The organism is Albimonas donghaensis (assembly GCF_900106695.1).
Lineage (GTDB): Bacteria > Pseudomonadota > Alphaproteobacteria > Rhodobacterales > Rhodobacteraceae > Albimonas > Albimonas donghaensis.
In genome coordinates, this window is record NZ_FNMZ01000002.1 from 437,527 (window position 1) to 461,776 (window position 24,250).

General features: G+C 73.1%; 21 protein-coding genes and 1 riboswitch. Of the genes, 10 read left to right on the top strand and 11 right to left on the bottom strand.

Going from position 1 to position 24,250, the window contains the following annotated elements; all coding sequences use genetic code 11:
• Positions 1-113: 113 nt before the first annotated feature.
• The 5 genes from BLV24_RS07905 (at position 114) to pheT (ending at position 7,233) form a co-directional block, all read left to right on the top strand.
• Positions 114-641 carry a hypothetical protein gene (locus BLV24_RS07905; protein ID WP_092680631.1) on the top strand — a complete coding sequence of 176 codons (528 nt, stop codon included), beginning with the start codon at positions 114-116 and terminating at the stop codon, positions 639-641.
• A gap of 251 nt (positions 642-892) precedes the next feature.
• Entirely contained in the window at positions 893-2,266 is a 1,374-nt protein-coding gene (locus tag BLV24_RS07910; protein WP_092680632.1) for an MFS transporter, read from the top strand.
• A 550-nt stretch (positions 2,267-2,816) separates the two neighbouring features.
• Positions 2,817-3,890 (top strand): phenylalanine--tRNA ligase subunit alpha, encoded by a 1,074-nt coding sequence (pheS, locus tag BLV24_RS07915; RefSeq protein WP_092680984.1) that lies wholly within the window; start codon positions 2,817-2,819, stop codon positions 3,888-3,890.
• Entirely contained in the window at positions 3,890-4,300 is a 411-nt protein-coding gene (locus BLV24_RS07920) for a hypothetical protein (RefSeq protein WP_092680633.1), read from the top strand. Before pheS ends, BLV24_RS07920 begins: the two co-directional genes overlap by 1 nt.
• Before the next feature lie 494 nt (positions 4,301-4,794).
• On the top strand, positions 4,795-7,233 hold the full coding sequence (pheT, locus tag BLV24_RS07925) for a phenylalanine--tRNA ligase subunit beta (protein WP_092680634.1): 2,439 nt from the start codon (positions 4,795-4,797) through the stop codon (positions 7,231-7,233).
• A gap of 67 nt (positions 7,234-7,300) precedes the next feature.
• Here the strand turns inward: pheT and BLV24_RS07930 are convergent, their stop codons facing one another.
• The 6 genes from BLV24_RS07930 to BLV24_RS07955 all read right to left on the bottom strand — a co-directional run bounded on the left by BLV24_RS07930 (position 7,301) and on the right by BLV24_RS07955 (position 14,288).
• The gene (locus BLV24_RS07930; RefSeq protein ID WP_092680635.1) at positions 7,301-7,810 is read right to left on the bottom strand and encodes a 6,7-dimethyl-8-ribityllumazine synthase; all 510 of its coding nucleotides are present in this window, start codon (positions 7,808-7,810) and stop codon (positions 7,301-7,303) included.
• Positions 7,811-7,905: 95 nt separating this feature from the next.
• Positions 7,906-8,071: riboswitch (FMN riboswitch) on the bottom strand.
• A gap of 234 nt (positions 8,072-8,305) precedes the next feature.
• Complete coding sequence (cobA, locus tag BLV24_RS07935; protein WP_092680636.1) at positions 8,306-9,154, bottom strand: uroporphyrinogen-III C-methyltransferase; 849 nt, start codon at positions 9,152-9,154, stop codon at positions 8,306-8,308.
• Between the two features lie 46 nt (positions 9,155-9,200).
• Positions 9,201-9,716 carry an aminomethyltransferase family protein gene (locus tag BLV24_RS07940; RefSeq protein WP_092680637.1) on the bottom strand — a complete coding sequence of 172 codons (516 nt, stop codon included), beginning with the start codon at positions 9,714-9,716 and terminating at the stop codon, positions 9,201-9,203.
• Positions 9,713-12,748, bottom strand: a complete 3,036-nt coding sequence (locus BLV24_RS07945; protein WP_092680638.1) for a 2Fe-2S iron-sulfur cluster-binding protein — start codon at positions 12,746-12,748, stop codon at positions 9,713-9,715. Before BLV24_RS07945 ends, BLV24_RS07940 begins: the two co-directional genes overlap by 4 nt.
• Positions 12,745-13,026 (bottom strand): sarcosine oxidase subunit delta, encoded by a 282-nt coding sequence (locus BLV24_RS07950; RefSeq protein WP_092680639.1) that lies wholly within the window; start codon positions 13,024-13,026, stop codon positions 12,745-12,747. The genes BLV24_RS07945 and BLV24_RS07950 overlap by 4 nt, the downstream gene beginning before the upstream one ends.
• Positions 13,026-14,288, bottom strand: coding sequence for a sarcosine oxidase subunit beta family protein (locus tag BLV24_RS07955; RefSeq protein WP_092680640.1), 1,263 nt, complete (start codon positions 14,286-14,288; stop codon positions 13,026-13,028). Before BLV24_RS07955 ends, BLV24_RS07950 begins: the two co-directional genes overlap by 1 nt.
• A gap of 135 nt (positions 14,289-14,423) precedes the next feature.
• Between BLV24_RS07955 and BLV24_RS07960 the strand changes: the two genes are divergently transcribed.
• A complete protein-coding gene (locus tag BLV24_RS07960) occupies positions 14,424-15,206 on the top strand; it encodes an alpha/beta fold hydrolase (protein ID WP_092680641.1) in 783 nt (260 codons plus the stop codon).
• Between the two features lie 507 nt (positions 15,207-15,713).
• Here the strand turns inward: BLV24_RS07960 and BLV24_RS07965 are convergent.
• The 4 genes from BLV24_RS07965 to BLV24_RS21945 all read right to left on the bottom strand — a co-directional run bounded on the left by BLV24_RS07965 (position 15,714) and on the right by BLV24_RS21945 (position 18,961).
• On the bottom strand, positions 15,714-16,241 hold the full coding sequence (locus BLV24_RS07965; protein WP_092680642.1) for a hypothetical protein: 528 nt from the start codon (positions 16,239-16,241) through the stop codon (positions 15,714-15,716).
• An 82-nt stretch (positions 16,242-16,323) separates the two neighbouring features.
• Positions 16,324-16,644 (bottom strand): ElaB/YgaM/YqjD family protein, encoded by a 321-nt coding sequence (locus BLV24_RS07970; protein WP_092680643.1) that lies wholly within the window; start codon positions 16,642-16,644, stop codon positions 16,324-16,326.
• 254 nt (positions 16,645-16,898) lie between these two features.
• A complete protein-coding gene (locus tag BLV24_RS07975) occupies positions 16,899-18,092 on the bottom strand; it encodes an acetyl-CoA C-acyltransferase family protein (RefSeq protein ID WP_245710449.1) in 1,194 nt (397 codons plus the stop codon).
• Between the two features lie 335 nt (positions 18,093-18,427).
• Positions 18,428-18,961, bottom strand: a complete 534-nt coding sequence (locus tag BLV24_RS21945) for an acyl-CoA thioesterase (protein WP_176954675.1) — start codon at positions 18,959-18,961, stop codon at positions 18,428-18,430.
• Between the two features lie 433 nt (positions 18,962-19,394).
• On the opposite strand from BLV24_RS21945, the gene BLV24_RS07985 reads away from it, so the two are divergent.
• Entirely contained in the window at positions 19,395-20,213 is an 819-nt protein-coding gene (locus tag BLV24_RS07985) for a methylated-DNA--[protein]-cysteine S-methyltransferase (protein WP_245710485.1), read from the top strand.
• A gap of 126 nt (positions 20,214-20,339) precedes the next feature.
• Here the strand turns inward: BLV24_RS07985 and BLV24_RS07990 are convergent, their stop codons facing one another.
• Positions 20,340-20,630, bottom strand: coding sequence for a DUF1127 domain-containing protein (locus BLV24_RS07990; protein ID WP_245710450.1), 291 nt, complete (start codon positions 20,628-20,630; stop codon positions 20,340-20,342).
• Positions 20,631-21,048: 418 nt separating this feature from the next.
• Between BLV24_RS07990 and BLV24_RS07995 the strand changes: the two genes are divergently transcribed.
• The 3 genes from BLV24_RS07995 to BLV24_RS08005 all read left to right on the top strand — a co-directional run bounded on the left by BLV24_RS07995 (position 21,049) and on the right by BLV24_RS08005 (position 24,186).
• Positions 21,049-22,275, top strand: coding sequence for an MFS transporter (locus tag BLV24_RS07995; protein ID WP_092680646.1), 1,227 nt, complete (start codon positions 21,049-21,051; stop codon positions 22,273-22,275).
• A 208-nt stretch (positions 22,276-22,483) separates the two neighbouring features.
• Entirely contained in the window at positions 22,484-23,188 is a 705-nt protein-coding gene (nth, locus tag BLV24_RS08000) for an endonuclease III (RefSeq protein WP_092680647.1), read from the top strand.
• Complete coding sequence (locus tag BLV24_RS08005) at positions 23,185-24,186, top strand: adenosine kinase (RefSeq protein WP_092680648.1); 1,002 nt, start codon at positions 23,185-23,187, stop codon at positions 24,184-24,186. Before nth ends, BLV24_RS08005 begins: the two co-directional genes overlap by 4 nt.
• The last annotated feature ends 64 nt before the right edge of the window (positions 24,187-24,250 follow it).

Sequence of the window (24,250 nt, forward strand, 5' to 3'; positions counted from 1 at the left end):
GCGGGTAACGTGCTGGTTACCTTATTAATCCACTTGAACAGCGCCGGCCCTCGTGACAGGCTGTGCCCAGTAAGAGTCCTTTGCGTGTTATCTGTCTGCTCGGAGTTGAGCGCTTGCCCCATGATCCGTCCCGAGGCCCGCGTGCGGCCTCCGCCGCTTCGGCGCGCGAAACCTACGCCTCCTCCCGCCTTCTGGTCGCGGTCCTCAGCGGCGCGCTCGGCCTTGCGGCGGTTCAGCTTCATTTGTCCTTCGTCCCCGCCGACCCGTTCGAGTCGCAGCAGGGCCTGTATTTCGCCGGCGGCGCGTCGGGTCTCTGGGCCGGCTGGGCGGTGATGGCGCGCGGCTTCGGCCGCGGGCTGCGGGCGCAGGTCTTCGGCGCGATCTCGGCGGTGTTCGCGGCGGCGCTCGCGCTCAGCCTGGCGGGCGGCGTGGGGTCGGTGCTGAACACCTACAGCTTCGGCGCCTTCGGCACGGTGGACGAACTGCTCCACCACCTGCTGGCCAAGTCGGTGGCGACCGGCACGGCGATCGCCGGCTCGCCGGCGCTGTTCCCGGCGGCGCTGGCGGCGCTGGCGACGGCGCTGCTGGGCGACCTGGCCCACCGGCTGTGGGATGAGCCCCGGATCGAGCCGATCCACTGAATTCGCGGCCCCGCCCAGGCCCGCGTCCCCGGTCGCAGGACCGGCGGACCGCGGCGCGCGCGGCGAGGCCACGACACGAAGTCGCCGGGCGATCCGCTCGCCTGTGTTGACCGGTCCGGGCGGCGGACCATCCCTCCTTCCCGCCCGGACCGACCGCTTTTTCCGCGGTCCCGCGGTCGCCCCACGCCCTTCCCGCCAAACGCTTGCGTGAACGCGCTTGCCCCGGCCCGCAGGCGCGCCATGTCCCGGCCATGACGCCGCGCGCCGCCGGGGATGGCCCCGCTTCCCAGAGCCCGAGCTCCGCCTCCCGCATCGGCTGGAGGCGTCTTGCGGCCTATGCCGCGCCGATGGCGCCGCTGGGGATGCTGCATTTTCCGATCTGGGTCTATGTCGCGCCGTTCTACGCCGGGCTCGGCGCGGATCTGGCGCTGCTCGGCGCCATGGTGCTGGCGGCGCGGCTGCTGGACGCGATCACCGACCCGGCCATGGGCGTGCTGTCGGACCGCACGCCGCGGGCGCTCGCGGCCCGGTTCGGGCGCCGCAAGCCCTGGCTGGCGCTGGCGGCGCCGGTGATCCTGTTCTCCGCCTGGCGTCTGCTGATCCCGCCCGAGGGCGCGGGCGCCCTGCATGCCGGGCTGTGGCTGGGCGTGCTGATGATCGGCTGGACCGCGGCGCTGACCCCCTATCTCGCCTGGGGCGCGGAGCTGGAGCAGGGCTACGCCGCCCGCGCCCGCGTCACCGCCTGGCGCGAAAGCGCGGGCCTGCTGGGCATGGCCGGGGCCGCGGTGCTCTACGCCACCGGCGCGGACGCGGCGGCGGGGCTGGCGGCGGTGTTCGCCGCGCTGGCGCTCGCCCTGCCCGTCGCCACCGCCGCGGCGCTGGTCGCCGTGCCCGAGCCGCCCGACCGTTCCCGCCGTCGCCTGCCCTGGCGCGAGGCGATGCGGGCCGCGGCGCGCAACCGGGCCTTCGCGCGGCTGATCGCGGCCTGGTTCCTCAACGGCGCCGCCAACGCCCTGCCCGCCGCGCTGTTCCTGTTCTTCGTCGAGCAGCGCCTGGGCGCCCCCGACGCCGCCGGTCCGCTGCTGATCCTCTATTTCATGGCCGCCGTGCTGGGCGCCCCGGTCTGGAGCCGCCTGTCCGAGCGCTTTCCCAAGCATCGGGTCTGGGGCGTCGCCATGCTCTGGGCCTGCGCGGTCTTCGTCTGGGCGCCGCTGCTGGGGCCGGGCGACGTGGCGGCCTTCGCGGTGATCACGGCGCTGTCGGGCTTTGCGCTGGGGGCCGATCTGGCGCTGCCGCCGGCGATCCAGGCCGATGTGGTCGACGCCGACGCGGCCGAGACCGGAGAGCATCGCGCCGGCGCCTTCTTCGCCGCCTGGTCGGTGACCGCCAAGGCCGCGCAGGCGGTGGCGGCAGGGCTGGCGCTGCTAGCGCTGTCGGCGGCGGGCTTCGACGCGGCCGTCGCAGCCCAGGCCCAGTCCGCCGGCGCGCTCAGCCTGCTCGCGGCGCTTTACGCCCTCGCCCCCGCGGTTCTGAAGATCGCGGCGGTGGCTCTGGTCTGGCGCTTTCCCATCGACCGTGAGGCGCAGGCCGCGCTTCGCGCCCGGCTCGACGCCCCCGCGGCGTGATCCGGCCGGCGCCCGCATGTCGGGGCATGAGCACTCAAGCGGAACGTTTTGGCGGAACGTGCGGGCGGAGCGATCGGGCGGAAAGCGAACCGCGCCCCGGTCTCGCTTCCGCCCGATCCTCCCCGACTCGCACGCGGCCCGACGCGGCCCGCGGTCCGGCAAGGCCTCGACCCTGCCGCGCTGCCGAACGCGCCCCGCCCCAGCAGGGTCGCCTTCGCTGCAGCGGCAAGGCCGATCGCATCGCCCGTCGCCCCCGTTCGACGATGCGCCGCCCCTCTCCGGAACCGGGGCGTCGGCCCGCGCTCCCTCCGTCTCCGCGCCCCAGCGCGGCGTCGCCGTGAACGCTTAATTAATCTAAAGTGAATAAAACCCGACCGCAACGTCAATTTGCACGAATCGGCGCCCCCGCGCGGATTTCAATTGCGCGCTCTCGCCCCCGGCCTCCCCTTCCCGCCCGTCCCGCGGCCCCGCATCGCTTGCGTTCGCGCGCGAGCGTGCTATCGCCTCGGGCGAATTGGACGACGGCAGGGCGGAGGACGTCATGGACGGGTTGGACACGCTTCGAGCGTCCTGGCTGGGGCGCATCGCCGATGCGGCGGACGAACAGGCGCTGGAAGGCGCGCGGCTCGGCGCGCTCGGCAAGAAGGGCGAAGTCAGCCTGATGATGCGCGAGCTGGGCAAGATGACGCCCGAGCAGCGCCAGCAGGCGGGCCCGGCGCTGAACGCGCTGAAGGATGAGCTGAACTCGGCGCTGGCCGCGCGCCGCGCCGCGCTGTCGGACGCGGCGCTGGCCGAGCGGCTGCGGACCGAATGGCTGGACGTCTCGCTCGCGCCCCGGCCGCGGGCCATGGGCACGATCCACCCGGTTTCCCAGGTCACGGAGGAGGTCGCGGCGATCTTCGCCGACATGGGCTTCGGCGTCGCCGAGGGCCCGCAGATCGAGAGCGACTGGTACAATTTCGACGCCCTCAACATGCCCTCGCACCATTCCGCGCGGGCCGAGATGGACACGTTCTACATGGCCCGCGGCGAGGGCGACGACCGCGCCCCCCACGTCCTGCGCACCCATACCTCCCCGGTGCAGATCCGCACCCTGCAGGACCGCGGCGCGCCGATCCGCATCATCGCGCCGGGGCGGGTCTACCGCTCGGATTTCGACCAGACCCACACGCCGATGTTCCACCAGGTGGAGGGGCTGGCGATCGACCGCGACATCTCCATGGCCAACCTGAAATGGGTGCTGGAGGAGTTCTTCGCGGCCTTCTTCGAGGTCGAGGGCGTGGAAACCCGCTTCCGCGCCTCGCATTTCCCGTTCACCGAGCCGTCGGCCGAGGTCGATATCCGCTGTTCGTGGAAAGACGGGACGCTGAAGGTCGGCGAGGGCGACGGCTGGCTGGAGGTGCTGGGCTCCGGCATGGTTCACCCGAAGGTGCTGGCCGCCGCCGGGATCGACCCCAACGAATGGCAGGGCTTCGCCTTCGGCATGGGGATCGACCGGATCGCGATGCTGAAATACGGCATCCCCGACCTGCGCGCCTTTTTCGACGCGGACCTGCGCTGGCTGCGCCATTACGGCTTCGCGGCGCTGGACGTGCCGACCATGCGCGGCGGGCTGAGCGCGTGATGCAGCGGCGTCCGGGACAGGTATCCGGGCGCGGCTTCGGGCGCGCGCCGACGCAGGTCACGGGCGCCGCGCCGCGCACCGACATCACCCGGGCGGAGCTGCGGGCGATCCGCGCAAAGGCGGCGAATCGCAACGGGCCGTGGCGCTTCGACGGACTGGCCTGGGCGTCGCGCGGGCTGATCGGCGCCGGCGCTCTGGGCGGGCTGACCGCGTTCGCGATCCGGCTTCCGGGCGCCGAGGCGCTGCTCTCCGCCGCCCTCGGACATGGGGCCGCCCTGGGACAAGGGGCCGCCGTGGGACATGGGACCGACGCGCCCCTGCTGGCCTTCGCCGCCGGTCCCGGCCTGATCGTCGCCTCAGTGCTCTGCGCCAGCCTCGGCGCGAGCCTGCGGGTGATGCGGAAGCCCTGACCTTCCGCCCCCCGTCATGCCGCGCCGATCCGCCCGATCATTCTGCGCGGTCATTCTGCGCGGTCATGAAGAAAATCGCCCCCGCGGCGACCGTGTGCAGTCGGAGTATATTCCGCCGCGAGGGCTGCGACCGGTCCGGCGCGGGTCCCCGGACGGTCGTTCTGAGTTCATATGGCGGCGATCCTTGGCCTCGCCGCATTCTCTCCACCTATATGAAGGAGACCTGACTTCCTCGAATACAACCCCAGAGTGCGTTTCGATTCAAGACCGCATCAGGCGCGCTTTGCAGAAAACTTCGCATGAAAGTCTCCGCCCCCGCCCAGGACCTGCGCGGTTCGTGATGGGCGGGCGCCCCCGCCCGCATCGCGGGGCCTGACGCTCCCGCCCGGCCCCAGGCGCCCGCGCCCCGTGTCCACCGCGCCGCCCCTGCCCATGGACATCCGCGCCCCACAGGCTAGAACACGGCCCGAACCCCGACCGGCGGAGCGCATGCGATGAAGTTCACTCTCTCCTGGCTCAAGGAGCATCTCGACACCGACGCCAGCCCGCAGGAGATCGCGGACACGCTCACCGATCTCGGGCTGGAGCTGGAGGAGCTGACGGACCCCGCCGACGCGCTCGGCGGCTTCCGCATCTGCCGGGTGATCGAGGCCGGCCCCCATCCCGACGCCGACCGCCTGCGCCTGTGCCGGGTGGAGACCTGGCCGAACGGGCCCGACGCGCCCTCGGCCGAGGTGCAGGTGGTGTGCGGCGCGCCCAACGCGCGCACCGGGCTGGTCGGCGTCTTCGCCGCGCCGGGCATGCATATCCCCGGCACGGGCGTGGACCTGAAGCCCGGCGTGATCCGGGGTGTGGAGTCCAACGGCATGCTCTGCTCGGAGCGCGAGCTGGAGATCTCCGAGGACCATGACGGCATCATCGACCTGCCCGAGGACGCGCCGCTGGGCGCCCGTTACATCGACTACGCGGACCTCAACGACGTGGTCTTCGACATCGCCATCACCCCGAACCGCCCCGACGCGCTGGGCGTGGCGGGGATCGCGCGCGACCTCGCGGCACGGGGAATCGGCACGCTGAAGACCCCGGCGATCGAGGCGGTTCCGGGCGAATTCGCCTCGCCGGTCTCGGTGTCGCTGGCCCCGGAAGTCGCGGACCTCGCCTGCCCGATTTTCGCCGGACGCCTGATCCGCGGCGTGAAGAACGGCCCCTCGCCCGCCTGGCTTCAGCGCCGTCTGCGGGCCATCGGGCTGCGGCCGATCTCGGCGCTGGTCGATGTCACCAACTTCATCACCTATGACCGCGGCCGCCCGCTGCATGTCTTCGACGCCGCCAAGGTGACGGGCGACCTGCAGGTCCGCTTCGCGCGCGAGGGCGAGGAACTGCTGGCGCTCGACGGCAAGACCTATGCGCTCGACCCGACCATGACCGTGGTGGCGGACGAGGCCGGGGCGGAATCGCTGGGCGGGATCATGGGCGGCGAGGCCTCGGGCTGCACCGAGACCACCACCGACGTCTTCGTCGAGGCCGCCTGGTTCGACCCGATCCGCACCGCGCTTTCGGGCCGCAAGCTGAAGATCAACTCCGACGCCCGCTACCGCTTCGACCGCGGCGTGGACCCGGAAAGCTGCGTGGACGGGATCGAGGCCGCGACCGCGATGATCCTCGACCTGTGCGGGGGCGAGCCCTCGGAGGTGATCGTCGCCGGCCAGGCCCCGGACATGGCGCGCGCCTACCGGCTGGACCCGGCCCGCTGCGCCTCGCTGGTCGGCATGGACATCCCGGAGGCCGAGCAGCGCCGCATCCTGTCCGCGCTGGGCTTCGCGCCCCGCGACGTGGAGGGCGGGCGGATCATGGTCGACGTCCCCTCCTGGCGCCCCGATGTGCAGGGCGAGGCCGACCTGGTGGAGGAAGTGGCCCGCGTCGCGTCCCTCACCAAGCTGGAGGCCCGACCCCTGCCCCGTCCGTCCACGGGCGTGACCCGGCCGACGATGACGCTGGGCCAGAAGCGCGAGGCCACCGCCCGCCGGGCGCTGGCCATGGCCGGCATGAACGAATGCGTGACCTATTCCTTCGTCTCCCAGGGCCAGGCCGCGGCCTTCGGCGGCGGTTCGGACGCGGTGCGGCTGGAGAACCCGATCAGCTCGGAGATGAGCCACATGCGCCCGGACCCGCTGGCCGGGCTGATGGCCGCCGTGGCGCGCAACCAGGCCCGCGGGGCCGGTGAGATCGCGCTGTTCGAGATCGGGCCGGGCTGGTCGGGCGGCGAGCCGGAGGATCAGCGGGTGGTCGCCTCCGGCGTCTTCGCCGGCGCCTCCGCGCCCCGCGAATGGACCGGCGCCCGGCGCCCCGTGGACCTGTGGGACGCCAAGGCCGCGGCGGAGGCGGCGCTGGCCGCGCTGGGCGCGCCGGTGGAGCGCCTGATGGTGATGCGCAACGCGCCCGACTGGTTCCATCCGGGCCGCTCCGCCGTGCTGTCGCTGGGCCCCAAGGTTCCGCTGGCCGTCTATGGCGAACTGCACCCGCGGGCGCTTGAGGCGATGGACGTGAAGGGGCCGGCCGCCGCCTTCACCCTGTTCCTCGACGCGATCCCGGTTCCCAAGGCGCGCTCCATCGCGCGCCCGGCGCTGGGGGCCTCGGACCTGCAGGCGGTGGAGCGGGACTTCGCCTTCGTGGTCGACGCGGACTGCGAGGCGGAGACCCTGCTGCGCGCGGCTCGCGGCGCCGACAAGGCGCTGATCGCCGGGGCCACGGTCTTCGACGTGTTCGGCGGCCCGAAGGCGGCGGCGTCCCTGGGCGAGGGCAAGAAGTCCGTCGCCATCGCCGTGCGGCTTCAGCCGAAGAAGAAGACGCTGACCGAGGACGAGATCGAGGCGGTGGCGAACAAGGTCGTCGCGGCGGTCCAGAAGGCCTCCGGCGGCACGCTGCGCGCCTGATCCGGCGCAAGGACTGGAATTGCGCGCGCCCGGTCCCGAAAGGGGCCGGGCGCGCTGCATTTCAAACTCAGGCGGCCAGCGCCGCGGCGCCGCCCTCCACGGCCCGGTGGGCCTCCAGCGTCGCCATGCAGGCCTCGGCGGCCTCGCGGCCCTTGACCACGAAATGATCGCGGAAGAAGGCCTCGAGCGGCGGCGTCTCCTGGAAGTTGTGCGGGGTCAGCACGACCGAGAGCACCGGGATCCCGGTCTCCAGCCCCACCTGCATGAGGGCGGAGACGACCGTCTCCGACACGAAATCATGCCGGTAGATGCCGCCGTCGACCACGAAGGCGCAACCCACCACCGCGTCGTAACGGCCGGTGGCGGCGAGGCGCTTGGCAAGCAGCGGGATCTCGAAGGCGCCGGGCACGTCGAGCACCTCGACCTCGGCCCCGCCCTGGGTCAGGCCGTCCATCTCCGCGGTGAAGCTGGCGCAGGCCTCGTCGACGACGCCCGAATGCCAGCGGGCGCGGATGAAGGCGACGCGGGCCGCCTTGCCGGTGGATTGAGTCTTGGATTGGGTCTGGGTCCGATCCATTGCGAGTCCCTCCTCGAGGACAAACATGAATCGGGACGACGAGCGCCGCGGACGCCGCGACGGACCGCATGGCGATCCGGCCCCGCGGCCGCGTCTCCCGTTCTCTTTCATCCGGACTATGACCGTCGGCGCCGGGGTCTCACCGGTCTCTGCTGACCGCCTTCGGGGGGGCTGGGCCCCTCTCCGGCGCGCTCGCGGGCTCATGCCTGTCGCCAGGCCATCACCGCCGGTGGGGACTTTCACCCCGCCCCGAGAACTTGACCGGCCGGTCGGCAGGTCAGGGGCGAGAATAGCGAGTGTCGGACACCGCGTCCAGCGGCGGCGCGCGCGGAAAACGGGGCCGCGCGTCCGCCCGCGCGCCGGTGGCCCTCGGGCGCCCGCGCGGCCGGCGAACCGGCGCGCGGGTGGACAGGGGACCGGCGGCGACCGCGCGCGCCGACCCGAAGGCCGCTTGCGGCCGGAGATATGGGAATGCCCCGCAAGGGCGCCGCCGGCTTACGGCTCCTCGGCCGGGCGACCGCGGCCGAGAGGGTCGAGATCCGTCGGCCCCTCGCCCTGCCACCAGGCCAGCGCGCGGCGCAACAGGGCGGCGCGTCCGATCACGATCAGCGCCGGGGGGACCATCCCCGCCGCCGCCACATCCTCGGCGGCGCGGGCCAGCGTCGTCTCCAGCACCCTCTGCGCGGGCAGGGTGGCGTCGGTGACCACCGCCACCGGCTCCTCCGCCGACCGCCCCGCCGCGATGAAGCGGGTGGCGAGCTCGCCCAGCGTGCGCAGCCCCATATAGACCACCACCACCTGGGAGCCCCTGGCGATGGCCGCCCAGTCGATGGCCGCCGGCGCCTCGCCCCGGGCGTCATGGCCGGTGATGAAGGTCACGGACTGGTTCACGTCGCGATGCGTGGCCGGGATGCCCGCATAGGCCAGCCCGCCGATGCCGGCGGTGATGCCGGGGATGATGCGGATCGGCACGCCATGCTGGACCAGCGTCTGCGCCTCCTCCCCCCCGCGGCCGAACAGGAACGGATCGCCCCCCTTCAGCCGCAGCACCCGCTGGCCCGCGCGCGCCATCTCCACCAGCCGCAGCGAGATGTCCCGCTGCTTCGCCGAGGGCTTGCCCCCCCGCTTGCCGGCGAAAACCCGCTCCGCCGCCGGGTTGGCGAAATCCAGCACACGGTCGTCGACCAGCGCGTCATAGACCACCACATCCGCCTGCCGCAGCCCGTTCAGCGCGTGCAGGGTCAGCAGGCCGGGATCGCCGGGCCCGGCGCCGGCCAGCCACACCCATCCGGGCAGCATCTCGGGCCAGTCATGCGAGGCGGGGAGGGGGTCGGGAAGGCTCATGAAGATTCAATAGCCGCCGCCCGCCCCTTCGCCTAGTCGCCGCGGCTCAGCCGACAAGGCGAGCGGCGACGCGCCGCGCCTGCGCCGCCAGCGTCGGCGCGTGGGAACGCGGGACCAGAAGCTCCGCCCCCTCCGCGTCGCGCAACAGGGTCAGGGGGACATGGCGCCAGCCGGTGAGCGCCGCCGAGCCCTCCGGGAAGGCGGCCTCACGCAGGTCGAGCGGGACCAGCCGGGCCAGCGCCTCCGACGCGCGCGCCCATTCCCCCGCGAGGCGCAGCCGCGCGAGCCCCGCCCCGATTTCCGCCGAGACGCCGGCCTCGGGCGCGAGTTCCGCCAGCGCGGCGGGCGGAGGCCCGGCCGGGTCCGCGGCGGTCCAGATCCGCCAGACCAGCGGCGCGCGCCGCCAGATACGGGCGCCGTTGGCGGCCTCCACCCAGGCGCCGGGCGCGGGCGCCGGGGCGTCGAGCGCCTTGCACAGCCGGGCGCCGTCGGGGCCGCGCCAGACCTCGGCCTCCCACAGGGCGCCGGCGGGGAGCAGGTCGATGACCAGGGCCTCGGTCATGCCGCGCCCTCCCCTTTCCCGCGCGATCCCTTCGGCTCGCCCTCCATCCGCGCGCCTTCGGGGTCGCCTTTCATCCGCGATCCCTTCGGATCACCCTTCATCCGCGATCCCTTCGGATCGACGAAACACGCCGCGCGGACCTTCATCTTGGTCACCGTGCCGGCGGTCGGGTCATGGGCCATCAGGGTCCGCCCCTCCAGCGCCTCGACCCCGCCTTCGGCGAAGCCCAGCGCGATGCGGGCGCCGATGGCGGGGCTGTCGGCGACCGAGGCGATCCAGCCGACGCCGCGCCCCGTCTCCTCGCCCAGCCGATGCAGCAGGGCGCCGGCGCGCACCTGCGCCCCCGCTTCCGCCGGGACCAGGCCCACCAGCCGCGGACGGGCGGGATCGGCCAGCGCCTCCCGCCCCATTAGCGCGCGCCCGAGGAACGGCTTTTTCTTCGAGGCCATCCCCGCCATCCCGAGATCCGCCAGCGTCGCCCGCCCGTCGATCTCGCGCCCGGTGAGGAACCCTTTCTCCACTCGCAGGATATCCAGCGCCTCCAGCCCGTAGAGCCCGCCGCCCTCCGCCCGCGCCGCCGCCGCCAGCGCGTCCCACAGCGCGGGGGCGTCGTCGGGGCGGACATGGACCTCGAAGGCCAGTTCCCCCGAGAAACTGATCCGCGCCACCCGCGCCGGAACCCCGGCCACGACCATCTCCCGCACGCCGAGGAAGGGGAGCGCGGCGTCGGACACGTCGTCCTCCGTCGCCCGGCCCAGCGCCGCGCGGGCGCGGGGGCCGGCGACCGCCAGGGCGCACCAGGCTTCCGTCACCGGGGTCACCGCGGCGCGGAACGGGCCGAGGCGGGCCTTCCAGCGGGCGAAATGCGCCTCCGCGGCCTCGGCATGGCCGGTGGTGGTGGTGACCAGGAAGGCGGTCTCGGACAGGCGCCAGATCGTGCCGTCATCGAAGACGATCCCGTCCTCGCGCAGCAGGAACCCGTAGCGCGCCTTGCCCACCGGCAGGGTCGAGACGAGGTTCGAGAACATCGCGTCCAGGAACGCCGCCGCGTCCGGCCCCTGCACCATGAACTTGCCCAGGGTCGAGATATCGCAGACCCCGACCGAGGCGCGGACCAACGCCGCCTCGCGCATCGAGGCGGCGCGCAGGTCCTCGGCCGCGGCCGGGAAATACCACGGCCGGCGCCAATGGCCGGCGTCGACGAAGACGGCGCCGGCGGCCTCGGCCCGGGCGTGGAAGGGGGTGGGGCGGGCGGGGGCCCAGGTCTCGCCGGTGATCTCTCCGGCGAAAACGCCCATGGAGACCGGGGCGTAGGGCGGGCGGAAGGTGGTCGTGCCCAGCGCGCCGGGGCCGGCCTCGCCCAGCGCCTCGGCCATGATCGCGAGCCCCGACACGCCGCCCGCCTTGCCCTGGTCGGTGGCCATGCCCAGCGTGGTGTAGCGCTTCATGTGCTCGGGCGCCTCGAAGCCCTCGGCCTTCGCCTGGCGGATGTCGGCGGCGGTGACGTCATGCATCAGGTCGACGAATTTCCTGTCCGAGCGGCCGCGGGCGTGGATCTCCCAGACCGGGAGGGGCGGGGTCTCCCATCCCCCCGGTTCGGCGTCCTTCAGGGGACGGCGGCGGGTGACGCGCAGGGCGATGGCGGCGCGGCGACCCGCGGCGCGGCCGGAGGCGAGGCAGGCCTCGGTCTCCCACACGCCCGCGGCGGACCCGCAGGCGATGACCTCGCCCTCGCCGGGCAGGAAGCAGAGCAGGTCGTCGGACCACACAGGCCGGGCGCGGGCATGGCTGGTCAGGTGCAGGGCCGGCGACCAGCCGCCCGAGACGGCGACGATATCGGCGGCGAGCTTTTCCTCGGGCAGCGCCCGGCCCGCGCCCCGGTGGCGGCCGCAGAGCAGCCCGGTCACCCCGCCAGAAAACCCGCCCGACAGCGCCCGGATCGGCGCCATGCCGGGGCGGACGGTCACGCCGGCCTCCGTCGCGACCGCGCAGGCCGCCTCCGGCGCCCGCTCGCGCAGGTCCAGCAAGGTGACGTCCAGCCCCGCCGTCGCCAGCGCCGCGGCGGGCGCGTAGGCGGAATCGTTGGTGGTCGCCACCACGATCCGCCGCCCGGGCGCGACCCCGTGCCGGACCGCGTAGGTTCCCGCCGCGGCGGCGCCCATCACGCCGGGGCGGTCGTTGTCCCCGAAGACCAGCGGACGTTCGATGGCGCCTGTCGCCGCGATGATCCCGCCGCTGCGCACCAGCCGCAGCCGCTCACGCACGGGGCCGCCGGCGGGGAGGCGCTCGACCACCCCCGCGACGCCGTGATCGTAGAGGCCGAAGACCTGCGCGCGGGTCAGCACCCGGATTCCGTCGTGGGCCGCGACCGCATTCGCAAGCGGGGCCAGCGTCGCCGCGCCGTCGGGGTCGGACAGCAGCGCGCCGCCGATCGCGAAATCCTGCTCGGCGAGGATGACGTCCGCGCCCTGTTCCGCCGCCTCCAGCGCCGCGGACAGACCGGCGGGCCCGGCCCCGGCGACCAGCAGGTCGCAATGGTCGTGGACCTGTTCGTAAAGGTCCGGGTCGGGCGCGGTGGTGACGGCGCCGAGACCGGCGGCGCGGCGGATCAGATGCTCGAACCCCATCCAGACGCGCGTGCCCGCGACCGGCCCCATGAAGGTCTTGTAGTAGAAACCGGCGGTCAGGAACCGCCCCATCAGGTCGTTGGCCTGCCCGAGATCGAAGCCCAGCGACGGCCAGTGGTTCTGCGAAGCGGCGACCAGCCCCGCCTCCAGCTCCACCACCGAGGCCTTGAGGTTGGGCGTGCGCCGCCCGCCCTCGCCCACCGTCGCCAGCGCGCCGGCCTCTTCCTCTCCGGCCGCCATGATCCCGCGGGGGCGGTGATACTTGAAGGACCGGCCCACCAGCCGCACCCCGTTGGCCATCAGCGCCGCGGACAGGGTGTCCCCCGCCTGCCCGGTCATCGCCGTCCCGTTCCAGCGGAAGGACAGCGGCGTCTCGGCCCGGCCGCGCAGTCTGAACCCGGTCATCGGACGCGCACCTTCAGCGCCCGCGTCTCGGCCGGATCGGCGTGGCCGACCGACGCGACCTCATGGGTGACGTTGTTCCGGACCACCTCCAGCAGCGACCCGCAGCCGAGATGGTGGCGCCAAAGCTCCCGCGTCTCGCCCCTGGGCTGGTCGCGCAGATACACCGCATCCACCCACTTGGCCGGGCGGGCGTCGAGCGCGGGCCAGTCCATGACCGGCCCCTCATAGGCGAATTCCCCCTCGTCGCGGAGGCCGCAGAACGGGCAGGCGAGCCGCATCAGTGCAGCCGGGGCGTCGGACCCGACGCCTCCTCGTCCAGCATCGCGCCGCGGGCGAACCGGTCCAGCGAGAACGCGGCGTTCAGCTCATGCGGCTCATCCTTCGCGATGGTGTGGGCGTAGCACCAGCCCGAGGCCGGGGTCGCCTTGAACCCCCCGTAGTTCCAGCCGGCGTTGAAATAGAGCCCCGGAACCCGCGTGGTGGAGATGAAGGGCGCGCCGTCCATCGACATGTCCATCACCCCCGCCCATTGGCGCAGGATGCGGACCCGGCTGATCCAGGGCATCAGGGCCACGGCTTTCTCCATCACCTCGGAATAGATGCGCGGGCCGCCCCGCTGGGCGTAGCTGGGATGGCCGTCGATCTCTCCGCCGAAGACCAGTCCGCCCTTGTCGGACTGGGAGAGGTAGAACAGCCCCTCCTGCGCCGAGCTGACCACCGTGTGGACGATGGGCTTGAGCGGCTCGGTCACGAAGGCCTGCAGCTTGTGCGTCTCCAGCGGCAGTTTCTTCAGCCCCGCCCTGGCGGCCAGCGGTCCGGTGGAGCCGGCGACGCAGAGCGCGACCTTGGGGGCGCGGATCTCGCCGCGCGAGGTCTCGACGCCGACGATCTCCCCGGCCTCGCGGATGAAGCCGGTCACTTCGCAGTTCTGCACGATCTGCACGCCGCGCGCGTCGGCGGCGCGCGCCAGGCCCCAGACCAGCGCGTCATGCCGCGCGGTCCCGGCGCGCTCCTGCACGAAGGCGCCCTCGATGGGGAAGCGCGCGTCCGGGGACCAGTTGAGGTAGGGGGCGCGGGCGCGGACCTCGTCCCGCCGCAGCCAGCGCCCGTCCGAGCCGGTCATGCGCAGGGTGTTGTAGCGCCGCGCGAAGGCGTCGCGGCCGGCGGGGTCGAAATGCAGCGCCATGTGCCCGCGCTGGGAGAACATGAGGTTGTAGTTGAGGTCATGCGACAGCCCCTCCCACAGCTTCAGCGTATGTTCGTAGAACTCGCGGTTGCCCGGCAGCATGTAGTTGGACCGCACGATGGTGGTGTTGCGGCCGGCGTTGCCCTGTCCGATCAGCCCGCGTTCCAGCACCGCGACGCGGCGGATCCCGTGGTTCTTCGCGAGGTAATAGGCGGTGGCGAGCCCGTGGCCGCCGCCCCCCACCACGATCACGTCATAGGCGGATTTCGGCTCCCGGTCGCGCCACTGGCGGGACCAGTCGCGCTGGCCGGTCAGGCCGTTCCAGATCACCGACAGGGCGGAATAGGGTTGCACGCGGGCCTCCTGCACTGGACCGGAGCCTAGGCCGGTCGACGGGGCGGAGACAATGCCCAGGCGGTCGCGGCGCGTTTCCTTCCGGGCGCGGGCTGGTTATCCATGGTCTCGCATCCCCCGCGAAGGAGCCACCCCATGCGCCTCAACGCCATCGCCCACGCCCCCGAAGGGCCGGAGATCCACCCCCCCCTGGTCGTGGCCCACGGCCTGTTCGGCTCGGCCCGCAACTGGAACGGCGTGGCGAAGAAACTGGCGCAGGGGCGGCGCGTGGTGGCGGTGGACATGCGCAATCACGGCGAAAGCCCGTGGTCGGACGCGATGGGCTACGCCGACATGGCCGGCGATCTGGCCGAGACGCTGGCCGATGCCGCCGGACCGGGGGGCGAGGCCGACCTGCTGGGCCATTCCATGGGCGGCAAGGCCGCGATGATGTGCGCGCTGACCGAACCCGCGCCCCTGCGCCGCCTGATCGTGGCCGACGTGGCGCCGGTGGCCTATTCCCACAGCCATTCGGGCTATGTGCAGGCGATGCGCGATATCGACCTTTCCGCCCTCAGCCGACGCTCGGAGGCCGAGGCGCTGCTCGCGCCCCATGTGGCCGACCGCTCGATGCGGGCCTTCCTGCTGCACTCGCTGGCCAATTCGCCCGAGGGGCTGCGCTGGCGGCTGAACCTCGACGCGCTGGCGGCGGGGATGGCGGGGCTGATCGACTGGCCGGCGCCCTCGGGACGGTTCGCGCGCCCGGTGCTGTTCCTGGCGGGCGGCAAGTCCAGCTACCTGACCGAGGCCCATCACCCGGCGATCCGCGCGATGTTCCCCGAGGCGGTCTTCGACGCGATCCCCGGCGCCGACCACTGGCTGCACGCGGAGGCCCCGGACGAATTCGCCCGGATCTGCGCAGGCTTTCTGGACGGGTAGGGAGGCGCCGCGTCCCGCACGCGCGCCGCTGTCCCCGGGGCGCGAGCTCAGGCCCGCCGCTTCGCGTCGACGAGGCGCGCGCGGGTGCGGGAGGGTCCCGCGCGCGCCCCCCGCGTCCGGGTCAGGAACCGGCCGCGATCCCGCTCCGGCATCCGGAAAGGCTCCGGAAAAGCGCGCGAAGGTCGAAGGCGCTCCCCAACGGGGGCGCCGCAGCGGGAATGACGGTGCGGGAGATATCCGGGATCGCGCCCGGTTCGACGCAGGCGTCCGGGACCAATTTCGAGGCGTTTCCTCTCATTGTCTCCGACTCCTTGCCGAAACACGCTCCACACAGGCCATTACCCTACGTCAAATTCCATCCAGGTGACAATGAATTGAGCACGCCTCCCCGGCGGCGACGGGGAGGATCAGGCGGACCGGTCGCCGGTCATGCGGTTGCGACGGCGCGAGGAGGCGTGGGGCGGGCGCCCGACCGCCCGCGCCGGAGACCGGCGCGGGCGGTGCGCGTCAACGGCGGCGACGACCGCCGCGCATGGCCCGGCCCGCCATCGAGGCGTCGCGGAAGGCGCGGATCGCCATCTCGGCCAGTTCCAGATCGGTCAGCACCGCGCCACGGGGCGGGATGCCGCCCAGGCCGGGGGCCGTGGCCCCGGTCGCGGCTGCGGCGGCGGCCTCCTCCGCCGTCATCGCGGCGGGGGTCGGCGCCCCGGCGGCGCGGGCGGCGGCGGCCATCCGCGGCGCGGCCACGTCGGCGGGGATCATCGGCCGCGCCGGACGGAAGCCCTTGCCCGCGGCGATGGCCAGCCCGATCGCCGCCCAGAACACGCCCAGGCAGCCGATCGCACCGGGCCAGCCCAGCGGCGGCGCAAGGTAGAGCAACGCCGCCGCGGTCAGCAGCCCCGCCGCGATCAGCGCGCAGAATCCGATGGCCAGCGGCGCGATCAGCGTCGCCACGACCGAGGCGGCGGCGCCGGCCGAGGCCTCGCTCGCCGTCCGGACCGCCTCGCGGGTGATGCGGTCGGTGAACGGGCTCATGCGTCCGGCCCTCGCGCGGCGGTCGCGGCGGGCGCAAGCGCGCCGCCGCCGATATTCCCCCTGCGGGTCATGCCGCGCCCGCTCAGCGGCGCGCGGTGAGGAAACCGAAGACCAGCCCCAGCGCGGCGGCGCCGGCGACGGCGGTCAGCGGGTTCTCGCGGACGTAATCGGCGGCATGGGCCACCCCGTCTTCGGCCTGGGCGCGGGCATGCTCGCCGGCGGCGCGGCCGCGGGCGGCGGCGTCGTTGACCGCGCCGTTGACGCGGGCCTTGGCGGACTGGGCCTCTTCGCGGGCGATGGCGCCCACGGATTCGGTGATCCCGGCGAGGTCGGCGCGCAGGGCGTCGATCTGCTGGGAGAGGTCGTCGTACTTGTCTTCCGGGGTCTTCACGGCGGTCGCCATGGCGGCCTCCTCCGTTGAGGTTGGACTTGCAAACGTATCCCATCACGTAGAAGGGCGCGCGGCTCTGTCCAGTCCCGTCGCGAAAGAGTCACGGTTGGGGCGAGCCCGCCGCTTTCGCCCTGTCCGGCCCGGCTCCCCCCTTCCAGAAAGGCGAGCGGGCTTCCCGGAACAAGAAAGGGGCGGGCCGTCGCCGGCCCGCCCCGTCGCCTGTCATGCCCGGCCCCGGCGCGCCGGGCGCCGGGGCCGGGCGCGGATCAGATCCGCTCGATGGCGATGGCGATGCCCTGCCCGCCGCCGATGCACATGGTGATCAGGCCGTAGCGGCCGCCGATGCGCTCCAGCTCATAGAGGCACTTCACGGTGATGATCGCGCCGGTGGCGCCCACCGGGTGACCCAGCGCGATGGCGCCGCCGTTCGGATTCACCTTGGCCGGGTCGAGCCCGAGCCCCTTGTTCACCGCGCAGGCCTGGGCGGCGAAGGCCTCGTTCGACTCGACCACGTCGAAGTCGGCGGCGGTCAGACCGGTGCGCTCCATCAGCTGCTTCACCGCCGGGACCGGGCCGATGCCCATGACCTCGGGGCGCACGCCGGCATGGGCGTAGCCGAGGATGCGGGCGCGGGGCTTCAGGCCCGCCGCCGCCGCCGCCTCGCCCGAGGCCAGCACCAGCGCCGCGGCGCCGTCATTGATGCCCGAGGCGTTGCCCGCGGTGACCATCCCGTCCTTCCGGAACACAGGCTTGAGGCCGGCCAGCGCCTCGGCCGAGGTCATGCGCGGATGCTCGTCGGTGTCGAAGGCGACCATCTCGCGGCCCTTCTTCACCTCGACCGGCACGATCTGGTCGGCGAAGCGCCCGCCCTCGATCGCGGCCTTGGCGCGGGCCTGGGATTCCAGCGCGAAGGCGTCCATCTCCTCGCGGCCGATCTGGTGCTCGGCGGCGACGTTCTCGGCGGTGATGCCCATGTGGCCGTGGCCGAACGGGTCGTTGAGCGCGCCGACCATCATGTCGATGCCCTTCATGTCGCCCATCTTCTGGCCGAAGCGGGCGGAGGGCAGGATGTAGGGCCCGCGGGACATGGCCTCGGCCCCGCCGGCGAGCGCGTATTCCGCGTCGCCCAGCAGGATCGACTGGGCGGCGGACACGATCGCCTGGGCGCCCGAGCCGCAGAGCCGGTTGACGTTCATCGCCGGGGTTTCGTCGGGGATGCCGGCCTCGATGGCGGAGACGCGGGACAGATACATGTCGCGGGGTTCGGTGTTGATCACGTGGCCGTAGGCGACATGGCCGATCTGCTTGGGATCGACGCCGGCGCGGGCCATCGCCTCCTTGGCCACAAGGGCGCCGGTGGCGGTGGGGGCGGTCCCGGCGAGGCTGCCGCCGAAGGTGCCGATGGCGGTGCGGGCGCCTGAGAGAATCACGATCTCGCGGGGCATGGCGTCTTTGGGCATGGAGCGCTTCCTTTGTCAGGTCGGCGCGACTGTGCGCGCGCTTTCAATCGCTTGGCGGGGCCGTCGCGCGCCGGCCGGCGGGGCGCGGAGACGCCCGGCCGCATCGACGCGCCGGCGGGGCCGCCCGGCGTCGGCGCGTAACTTAATTGCTTGATGATCCGGGCGCCATGCGTTGCGTTTCGCGCGGCCCGCGAAATCGCGCCTGTGAAAGCCTTCCCTCGCCCCCCGCCCTGGCGCCGCCCCGGCGCCGCCGGGCGCCCGGTTCCCGCGCCGCGCGGGCGCAGCGGCGCGGCCCGCGTCCGGGTCGACGCGCGGCTCCCCCCGCCGAAGCCGGCTCAGGCGGCGAAATCCGGGCGCGACCGCTTCGCCTCGGCCGCCGACCATTCGGCGATCCATGCGGGCAGGGGCGCGAACCAGCCGGGATGGTCGAAATCCCGCAGCGCCTCGGCGATGGGCAGCATCCCCGACGGGCCGACGCAGGCCACGCGGAACACCGCGTGATGGGCGAAGGCGCCGGAGGCGAGCAGCACCTGCTCCATGTAGATGAAGCGCGCGTCCGAGCCGATGATCTTCGAGCGGATCTCCAGCGCCTCCCACAGCTTCACCCGGCGGCGATACTGCACGCAGGACCCGGCGATGGCGATGCGGGCGCCGCGGCGGGCCAGGTCCTCGACCATGCGGGTCTGGCGGATGCAGGCCATGCGGCCCATGTCCATCAGGGTCAGGGAGCGGCCGTTGTTGAGCTCCCACAAGTGATCGATGTCGGTGGGCCAGCAGCGGGTGCGGGCGACATGGACCTCGCCGGGGGCGAGACGGGGCGCGCGCAGCGCCTTGCGGATTTCGCGGCGGACGCGGAAGATCGGATACATGGAGCCCCTCTTGATGGCCCGTTGACCGGTGGGTCGGCCGGCCAGACTGGCGCGGGACGGGCCGCGCGCGCAAGATGGCCCGCTTCGCGAAGGCGCCGCGCAGAGGGCGCGCCGGCGGCGCCGTAACGCCCGCGGCGCGCGGCAGGCGCTGCGCGGGCGGCGACGGCGCGGGGCGGCGAGGGCGCGGGACCTCGGAGGCCGCCGGGCCCGGCGTCGGAAAGCAGGATTCGGGTCGCGGCGCCGGCCCGCAGCGCGCATATCAGGGGACGAGACAGGAGAGATCGACATGACCGCTTCCGCGACCCCCGCCATGCCCCGCGCCCCGCAGGCCGCGGCCGCCCCCGCGCCGACCGACGCCGACGCCGACGCCAACACCGGCGCCGACGCCCGCTTCGACGGCCCCGACGCCTCGGACCGCTTCCACCACGACCTGATGGAAGCCGCCCTGCGCCTGATCGAGGCCGAGGCCGGCCGCCAGCCCTCGCTCGACGCGCTGGCCGCCCGCATGGGTCTTTCGCCCGCCCATTTCCAGCGCCTGTTCTCCCGCTGGGTCGGGGTCAGCCCCAAGCGCTACCTGCAATGGCTCACGCTCGACCACGCCCGGACCCTGCTGCGCGACCGGCATTCGCTGCTGGACGCGGCGCTGGAGTCCGGCCTCTCCGGCCCCTCGCGCCTCCATGACCTGTTCCTGCGCTGGGAGGCGATGACCCCCGGCGAGTTCGCCCGCGGCGCCGAGGGCCTGACCCTGCGCTACGGCTGGTTCGACAGCCCCTTCGGCCCGGCGCTGGCCATGGGCGGAGATCGGGGCCTTTGCGGCCTCGCCTTCGCCGCCGAGGTCGGGCCGGACGCCGCCCTCGCCGACCTGCGCGCCCGCTGGCCCGAGGCCCGCTATATCGAAGACCCCGCCGCGCTCGCCCCCTGGGTGGAGGCCGCCTTCCGCCGCCGGGGCGAGGCGCGGTTGCAGCTGATCGGGGCGCCCTTCCAGATCAAGGTCTGGGAAGCGCTGCTGGCCATCCCCTCGGGCCATGTCACCACCTATTCAGACATCGCCCGGGTGATCGGCTCGCCCAGGGCGGTGCGGGCGGTGGGCACGGCGGTGGGGCGCAACCCGGTCAGCCTGCTGATCCCCTGCCACCGGGCGCTGCGCAAGTCGGGCGCGCTGGGCGGCTACCACTGGGGGCTGGGCGTGAAGCGCGCGATGCTGGCCTGGGAGACGGCCGAGCTGACCCGTTCGGAGCAGGACGCCGCCTGAGCACGCCCTGACGCCCCCCCCGGAACGCGAGAAGACCGGCGGCGCTGACGCGCGCCGCCGGTCTTTTTCGTGACGCCGCGCCCAAGGGCCGAGGGGAGGGCCGGGGGCGGCGCGGTCCTCCGCGGCTCAGAGGCCGGCGGCCATCCGCGCGACGTGGCGCAGCTCGCCGCGGCTCAGGCTGAGATCGCGCAGGGCGCGGTCATCGAGGGCCTGCAGCTCGGCCAGGGTCCGGCGGTATTCGCGCCAGGCGGCGAAGCGGCGACCGCCGGAGGCCAGCAGGCCGGCGCCGATCTGGCCGAAAGTGGGGGTCGAGCCCGAAACGGAGGCGCCATGCGCCATGTCGGAACGGGAGAGGGGGGCGTCCGCGATCAGAGCCATCGTGTTGTCGTCCTTGGTCTGGCCGGCGTGGGAGGTCACCGGCTTCCGTTGGGACGAGAAGTAAAATCGCTTTACGATATGGACAACTGACGTTCATGCATGGCCGCGTTGTGCAGCGCACATACCGCAGCGCAGCTACTGCATCGCAGCATAATGAGGCGCTGCGTCACCCGCTCCAGATCGGGGTTCAGCGGTCTCGGCCCGGACCTGTCGGCGGCGCGCCGGGCGATGATTTCAGAGGGAATCGCACCGCATTCGCCGGCGCCAGGCGCGCCGCCCCCGGCCGCGCCCTTTTCCCGAGCATCGCCAACCCGGCCGGCGGCCTCGCAAACAGTCCCTCGCAAGGAGACCCCTCACAAGAGAGCCCATCACAAGAGAGATAGAGCGCGCCGCTTTGATAAGGCGGCAAAACTAATTCTGGACGCGAGCCGCTCCCGGCGCCATCTATCGGCCGGCAATGACCCTGCCCGCCGCTCTCGCCCACCCCGCCTTCCGCGCCTATCTCGCCGGCAACTTCGCCGGGCTGAACGGCATGTGGATCCTGCGCATCGCCATGGGCTGGCTGGCCTGGGACCTGACCGGCTCGGCCGCGATCACCGGGCTGGTGGCCTTCCTGAACTTCGCGCCGACGCTGGTGTCCGGCCCGGTCTTCGGCGTGCTGGCCGACCGCATCGACCCGCGTCACGGGCTGGTCGCCACCCAGTCGCTGCAATTCCTGCTGGCCGGCGCCCTGTTCGCGCTGGCCGCCCAGGACGCGATCACCGCGCCGGTCCTGCTGGTGATGTCGCTGGGCATCGGGCTCGCGGCCTCGGCCTATCACCCGCTGCGCATGACCCTCGCCCCCCGGCTCGTCCCGCGCGAGGCGCTGTCCCAGGCGGTGGCGATGACCGCGCTGAACTTCAACTGCACGCGGATGCTGGGCCCGGCGCTGGGCGGCTGGCTGCTGGCGCATCAGGGCTCGGACGTGACCATCGCGCTGGCCGGCATGCTGTTCCTGCCGCAGATCTATTCCTTCGCCACCATGCCGGCCATGCCTCCGACGCCCCGCGCGCCCGAGGCCGACGGCGCCCCGGCCCGCGGCTGGATCGCCGGCATCTTCAACGAGATGGCCGAGGGCGCCCGCTATGTCGCCGCCCGCCCCCTGATCCGCGACGCGATCCTGCTGACCGCGGTGGTCTCGCTCCCCGCCCGCGGGGCGCTGGAGCTGCTGCCCGTGGCCGCCGACGGGCTCTACGGCCAGGGCGCGGGCGGCTTCGGGGCGCTGACGGCGACGGCCGGGGGCGGCGCGGTGGTGGCCGCGATCTGGCTGGCGCGCGGCTCGCCCAGCGCCGCGCGGATGCGGCGGCGGGCGATGGTCTGCGCGGCGATCTCGCTGGCCTGCGTGGCCCTGCTGGGGCTGATCGAGAGCTGGCCGGCCGCCATCGCGCTGGTCGCGGGGCTCGGTTTTCTGGGCACGGCGGTGGGCGTGTCGAACCAGACCATCGCCCAGACCCAGACCTCGGACGGGCGCCGCGGACGGGTCATGTCGCTGTGGCTGCTGGTGGCGATCGGCGGCACCTCGCTGGGGGCCATCGGCATCGGCGTGCTGTCGGACCTGATCGGCATCCGCTCGGCCCTGCTGGCGGTCACCGCCGTGTCGGCCATCGGGCTGGCCGCGATCTGGCGGATGTCGGACAAGGGCTGAAACCGCGGATGGCGGGTTCGCACCCGCCCTACGGACCCGCCCGACCCTCGCGACCCGCGCCTGCGGTTCAGCGCGCCGCGGGCGCCCCGGCCTCGATCGGCGCGACACCCGACGCGGCGCCCCCCCGAAGCCCCCCCCCGACGCGGCGCCTCGCCCCGCCCCCGCCGCCTTGCGCCGCGCCCCGCCTCCGGGGCAAGGTTCGCGCATCATGACCGCCCAGCTCCCCTACGCCGACATCCGCGAGATCTTCACCCGCTTCCGCGAGGAACAGGCGGAGCCGAAAGGCGAGCTCGACCACGTCAACGCCTTCACCCTTCTGGTCGCCGTGGCGCTGTCCGCCCAGGCCACCGACAAGGGGGTCAACCGCGCCACCCGCGCCCTGTTCGAAATCGCCGACACGCCCGAAAAGATGCTCGCGCTCGGCGAAGAGGGCGTGACCGAGCACATCAAGACCATCGGCCTGTTCCGCAACAAGGCCCGAAACGTCATCAAGCTGTCCCGCCAGCTGATCGAGGAATTCGACGGCGAGGTGCCATCCTCTCGCGCCGCGCTGGAATCCCTGCCCGGCGTCGGACGCAAGACCGCCAATGTCGTGCTCAACATGTGGTTCCGGCACCCCGCCCAGGCGGTGGACACGCATATCTTCCGGGTCGGCAACCGCACCGGGCTCGCCCCCGGCAAGGACGTGGTCGCGGTGGAACGCGCCATCGAGGATCATGTCCCCGCCGAATTCCAGCAGCACGCCCATCACTGGCTGATCCTGCATGGGCGTTACGTGTGCCTCGCCCGCAAGCCGGGCTGCCCGGACTGCCTGATCTCCGATCTCTGCGGCTTCGAGGAGAAGACCCTCCCCGAAGCCCCGAAACCCAAACGGGCGCGCAAGGCGCTCCAACCCCCGAAGGAGCCCGCATGAGCGAGAAACGCTTCGACGTCGTCGGCATAGGCAACGCCATCGTGGACGTGCTGGCGCGCGTCAACGAAGAATTCCTGGCCGAGAACAAGGTCGAGAAGGGCATCATGACCCTGATCGACGCGGAGCGCGCCATCTCGCTCTACGGCGCCATGGGACCGGCGCAGGAGATCTCGGGCGGATCGGTGGCCAACACCATCGCGGGCCTGGGGATGCTGGGCGCGAAGTCGGCCTTCGTGGGCAAGGTCAAGGACGACCAGCTGGGCGCCATCTTCGCCCATGACATCCGCTCGCTCGGCGTCGCCTTCGACACGCCGATGACCGGCCGCGACCGGCTGGACGAGGAGACCGGGCGCTGCATCGTGCTGGTCTCGCCGGATGGCGAGCGGTCGATGAACACCTATCTCGGCGTCTCGGCGGACCTCGCGGTGTCGGATATCGACGAAGCCCTGATGGCCGACACCAAGTGGCTCTACCTCGAAGGCTACCGCTTCGACGGGTTCGAAAGCCAGGAGGCCTTCCGCAAGGCCATCGCCGCCTGCCGGGGGGCGGGGGGCAAGGTCTCGATCACCCTGTCGGACCCGTTCTGCATCGAGCGTCACCGCGACCTGTTCCGCACCATGGTGCGCGACGAGGTGGACCTGCTGTTCGCCAACGAGCACGAGCTGGTCAGCCTCTACCAGACCGAGACGCTGGAGGACGCCATGGACCTCGCCCGCAAGGAGGTCGAGCTGGTGGCCTGCACCGTCGGCCCCGCCGGCGCCTATGTGCTGCAGGGCGAGCGCACGGTCCACGCCCCGGCCGCCCCGATGAAGCGGGTGGACGCGACCGGCGCCGGCGACATGTTCGCGGCGGGGTTCCTTTACGGCCTGACCCGCGGGCGCAACCTGCTGACCTGCGGGACCATGGGCTGCGTGGCGGCGGGCGAGATCATCTCCCATATCGGCGCCCGTCCGGAGGAGAACCTGAAGGAGCTGTTCGACCGTTTCGGCCTGAACTGACCCGCAACGCCGGGGCGAGAACCGGGAAAACATGGGGGGGGGCCGGGCGCGCGACGCCCGGCCC

Excerpts from the sequence above, each read along its gene's own strand:
- BLV24_RS07910 (WP_092680632.1), top strand. The coding sequence starts at position 893 with ATGACGCCGCGCGCCGCCGGGGATGGCCCCGCTTCCCAGAGCCCGAGC.
- BLV24_RS07920 (WP_092680633.1), top strand. The coding sequence starts at position 3,890 with ATGCAGCGGCGTCCGGGACAGGTATCCGGGCGCGGCTTCGGGCGCGCG.
- pheT (WP_092680634.1), top strand. The coding sequence starts at position 4,795 with ATGAAGTTCACTCTCTCCTGGCTCAAGGAGCATCTCGACACCGACGCC.
- BLV24_RS07930 (WP_092680635.1), bottom strand. The coding sequence starts at position 7,810 with ATGGATCGGACCCAGACCCAATCCAAGACTCAATCCACCGGCAAGGCG.
- cobA (WP_092680636.1), bottom strand. The coding sequence starts at position 9,154 with ATGAGCCTTCCCGACCCCCTCCCCGCCTCGCATGACTGGCCCGAGATG.
- BLV24_RS07940 (WP_092680637.1), bottom strand. The coding sequence starts at position 9,716 with ATGACCGAGGCCCTGGTCATCGACCTGCTCCCCGCCGGCGCCCTGTGG.
- BLV24_RS07945 (WP_092680638.1), bottom strand. The coding sequence starts at position 12,748 with ATGACCGGGTTCAGACTGCGCGGCCGGGCCGAGACGCCGCTGTCCTTC.
- BLV24_RS07950 (WP_092680639.1), bottom strand. The coding sequence starts at position 13,026 with ATGCGGCTCGCCTGCCCGTTCTGCGGCCTCCGCGACGAGGGGGAATTC.
- BLV24_RS07960 (WP_092680641.1), top strand. The coding sequence starts at position 14,424 with ATGCGCCTCAACGCCATCGCCCACGCCCCCGAAGGGCCGGAGATCCAC.
- BLV24_RS07965 (WP_092680642.1), bottom strand. The coding sequence starts at position 16,241 with ATGAGCCCGTTCACCGACCGCATCACCCGCGAGGCGGTCCGGACGGCG.
- BLV24_RS07970 (WP_092680643.1), bottom strand. The coding sequence starts at position 16,644 with ATGGCGACCGCCGTGAAGACCCCGGAAGACAAGTACGACGACCTCTCC.
- BLV24_RS07975 (WP_245710449.1), bottom strand. The coding sequence starts at position 18,092 with ATGCCCAAAGACGCCATGCCCCGCGAGATCGTGATTCTCTCAGGCGCC.
- BLV24_RS21945 (WP_176954675.1), bottom strand. The coding sequence starts at position 18,961 with ATGTATCCGATCTTCCGCGTCCGCCGCGAAATCCGCAAGGCGCTGCGC.
- BLV24_RS07985 (WP_245710485.1), top strand. The coding sequence starts at position 19,395 with ATGGAAGCCGCCCTGCGCCTGATCGAGGCCGAGGCCGGCCGCCAGCCC.
- BLV24_RS07995 (WP_092680646.1), top strand. The coding sequence starts at position 21,049 with ATGACCCTGCCCGCCGCTCTCGCCCACCCCGCCTTCCGCGCCTATCTC.
- nth (WP_092680647.1), top strand. The coding sequence starts at position 22,484 with ATGACCGCCCAGCTCCCCTACGCCGACATCCGCGAGATCTTCACCCGC.
- BLV24_RS08005 (WP_092680648.1), top strand. The coding sequence starts at position 23,185 with ATGAGCGAGAAACGCTTCGACGTCGTCGGCATAGGCAACGCCATCGTG.